Source organism: Microcystis sp. LEGE 08355 (assembly GCF_015207185.1).
Lineage (GTDB): Bacteria > Cyanobacteriota > Cyanobacteriia > Cyanobacteriales > Microcystaceae > Microcystis > Microcystis panniformis.
Map to the genome: position 1 here is coordinate 1 of NZ_JADEXI010000493.1, position 3,487 is coordinate 3,487.

Annotated in this window: 4 protein-coding genes; all 4 read right to left on the reverse strand. The window is 44.1% G+C overall.

What is annotated here, in order from left to right; translation table 11 throughout:
• On the reverse strand, positions 1 to 756 hold a 756-nt coding region (locus tag IQ242_RS19875), incomplete at its 3' end, for an ABC transporter substrate-binding protein (protein ID WP_193961150.1).
• Between the two features lie 135 nt (positions 757 to 891).
• Complete coding sequence (locus IQ242_RS19880; RefSeq protein WP_193961151.1) at positions 892 to 1,812, reverse strand: FTR1 family protein; 921 nt, start codon at positions 1,810 to 1,812, stop codon at positions 892 to 894.
• Positions 1,813 to 1,846: 34 nt separating this feature from the next.
• On the reverse strand, positions 1,847 to 2,281 hold the full coding sequence (locus IQ242_RS19885; protein WP_110579831.1) for a bacterioferritin: 435 nt from the start codon (positions 2,279 to 2,281) through the stop codon (positions 1,847 to 1,849).
• Positions 2,282 to 2,509: 228 nt separating this feature from the next.
• Positions 2,510 to 3,370, reverse strand: coding sequence for a lipopolysaccharide assembly protein LapB (locus IQ242_RS19890; protein ID WP_193961152.1), 861 nt, complete (start codon positions 3,368 to 3,370; stop codon positions 2,510 to 2,512).
• Between the last annotated feature and the right edge of the window lie 117 nt (positions 3,371 to 3,487).

The window sequence follows — 3,487 nt, forward strand, 5'->3', positions numbered from 1 at the left end:
GGCTTGAATCAGATCATCGGCTATCGCTTTTGATTGTAACCCACCGCCATCATTAGCGATGACTATTTCCAAAGGATTACCAGGATTAGAATTATTAAACTCCTCTTGATACCTTGCCACACCTCGGAGAATTTCCTTGGCGCTGTTGGGGTCGTTAGCGATGGGGACAACGACGGCTATAGTATTTTGATTACCCTTTTGTCTAGCTTTGGCGTTATTGTAATAGATTTTGCCCTCCGGATCGTTTGCTTGGGGAGTGGCTGCCAGTTGGTAAGATGCGATCGCATTTGCCCAATCTTCCTTTTTAAAGGCCGCTGCGCCTTTTTCTTGGTTAGGAGTGGAATTAAGCAGTATTTTCTCACCTTGGCTAAATAAATCGGGATTTTTAGCCGTATCACTCACAAAAGTTGCCTCGGTTTGCTTGTCTGGGGTTTCTTCCCCGACAACTTGGGGAGTATCGGGTTTGGGAATCAGCATTTGCAATAGACTCCAACCCCCTAAACCTGCGGTTAAAGCGGTAATTATCAAAGCGAAGGGAAGTAACCAGTTAGATTTTTGGCCAACTCTAGTTGTCCCCCCCGGAGACACCACAACCGTGGTTTTAACCGTCGTTGTTACGGGATCCATCGCTTCCCTAGGCAGGCCACAGATAGGACAATCAGGAGTAGTATTTTCGCAGGGTTCATGACCCCCCGCAGTCGCTTGCGGATAAGTTTTACCATCTTTAGGGATACCGTCACATTGCCAAGTAGTCATAATCAGTTATCAGTTATCAGTTATCAGTTATCAGTGGGTAAGTTATCAGTGGGTAAGTTAACAGTTATCAGATGTGAGTTTTTAAGTGAGCAGTATTAAATAGAAGTTTCTTGCCATCTTTTCACTGTTTACTGATCACTGTTTACTGATCACTGTTTGAGGACGTTGTCGTAAGCTTTGGAAATAGAGGCCACCGATAAGCAGTAAAAAGAGGATATAAGCAACAATTTGACTGATATAGAGGTTTTGACGATAACCAAACAGAGATTTAAGGAGGAGTCCGGGGAAAGTGCGATCGCTCAAAATTTGGGAACCGTCCCAAACTTGAAAACCGAGAAGACAGGAAGAGGGGAGAGAAGGACAGAAATTGCGATAAAAAGGGTCAATTTCACTTAAAAGACTGATTCCTGCGTCGATATGTTTCAAAACACCGATGAGTAATCCCGCAACGATTAAGAGCAGGAAAGTCCCCATAATTTGGAAAAAGAGACGGATATTAATTTTTACTCCCCCCGCAAATAGGAGAATTCCCAACAAAGTTGCCACACTTAACCCTGCTATCGCACCGAACGTTTGTATCTGCCAATCTTTTTGGAATTGGGCCAGGATAAAGAGGACAGTTTCAAATCCCTCCCGCAAGACAGCGATAAAAACGAGCAGAAAAATCGCTTTTCCTGCCCCATTTTCCGCTTTTAAACCCGCTTTTACCGCACTTTCTACCTCAGATTTCAAAGATTTGGCCTGTTGAGTCATCCAAATTAACATCCAACTCAACATCAAAACGGCAATCAGTCCAAAAGTGGCGGCCAGCAATTCCTTAATTATTGGTACAAATGGACTAGGAGAGGCATCCACTTGCAAAAGGATTCCCCCTAGCAAAATACCGACCAAAACACTAGCCACTACTCCCGCACCAATACCACGATACACCCATGAGTTAAGTTGCGATCGACCCGATTTTTGTAAACAAGCGAGGACAATTCCCACCACTAAAGCGGCCTCGAAACCTTCCCGGAGAGTGATAATAAAAGTGGGTAAAGCGGAACTAAGATTCATAAGCTAGTCGATAAACTCTAGCTTTGATCCTAGCTTAAGCAAAATCCCGCAGCATCTTGCGAATTTCCAGATTGTGTAATTCTTCTTGTCCAATCATACCGCGAGCGAATTCTTCTAGGTAAATACTGGCATCTTCGACGGTTTCTAGAAGTGCTTTGTACAAATCAAGGGATTTTTTCTCATGATTGAGGCTCTCACTCAAGATTGCTTTGATATTGTGTTCATAGCTCTCCTCGATGGTGGCAATTTTTAAGCTAGGATGGCCTTCTAAACCGGTGAGAATTTCCCCAACTTGTTGCGCGTGGGTGAGTGATTCCGTGGCCTGGGTCTGGAAAAATTGGACGATGGGGATACGATGGGGACCTGTCACCATCAGGGAATAGTGGGTGTAACGGACAACTCCCGCTAGTTCAAATTCCATGATTTCGTTCAGTTGTTCGATGGTTTTGTCTCTGTCTAGTTCTCGCATAAGATTCTCAATAATTTTTCTCTAATTGCAATTGTAGCTAATCCAGACTGGCTAAATGAATCTAAAAACCTTGTTGGCTAATATCTTTAGGCTTTTTTGCCATCAAAAAAGTGCCAGCCATTTGAGCAATAGAGGGAAATTTTAGGCACTTTTTCCCTGAAAATGCCTAAAATCCCACACACCCTACAAAAAACCTTTTCAGCAAACCCTAGGTGCCGCAAAAAGACTTTAGCTGGGGGAATAACAACTCAAGAGGTCATTAAAGGTTTCATTTTGTCTTAAACCATCGAAAACAAAGTTATTACGCGCTAATTCGCCGCATATATCCGGTTCTATGTCTAGAGCTTCGCGTAAACAGTTGATCGCTTTTTGTTGTTGACCGAGAGCGGCATAACAGCAGGCGGCATTATACCACGCATAGCGATCATCTCGATCGATTTTTAACGATTCTTCATAACAGGCGATCGCTTCTGTTAAACGCTGTAATTCCTGTAGGATCACACCCTGTTGATACCAGGACCAGTAATCTTGCGGTCGGATATCGAGGGCGGTACGATAATTAAATAAAGCCTCTTGGGGATTGCCCCAATCCCGGAAAGCGTCGCCGCGACGATACCAGGCCCAATAATCCCGGGGTCGCGCTCCCAAGGCCAGATCATAGGAAGTAATAGCGCGTTCGTAGTTTTTGAGCAATCGATAGGCATCCCCTTGCCGGTAGGCGGCCCAATAGTCCCCCGGACTGTGACTTAGGGCCCGTTGAAAACAAGCGATCGCTTTTTCGTATTCCTTTAATTCCTGTAGATAAACACAACCTTGATCATACCAAGCCCAATAGTTATCATCCTTTACCTGTGCGGCGTTAGCATAACTTTCAGCCGCTTCTTCATACATTCCCAAGTCTTCTAGTATCATACCCCTTTTGTACCATGCCCAATAGTCATCTGGATAATATTCTAAGGCTTTTTCGTAGCTGATTAAGGCTCCAAAATAGTCCATTCTTTCTTTTAAAATATTGCCTTGGTCATACCAGTCCCGATAGGTATCCGGACGGCATTCGAGCGCTCGATAGACAGTAAGTAGATAGGTCATAGTTATTAATCTATAGTAAGTAGGGAGGCACAATTATTTGTAGGATGGGTTAGCGGTAGCGTAACCCATGCGGGGGTTGGGTTTCATGCTTCAACCCAACCTACGTTCATCTTATAT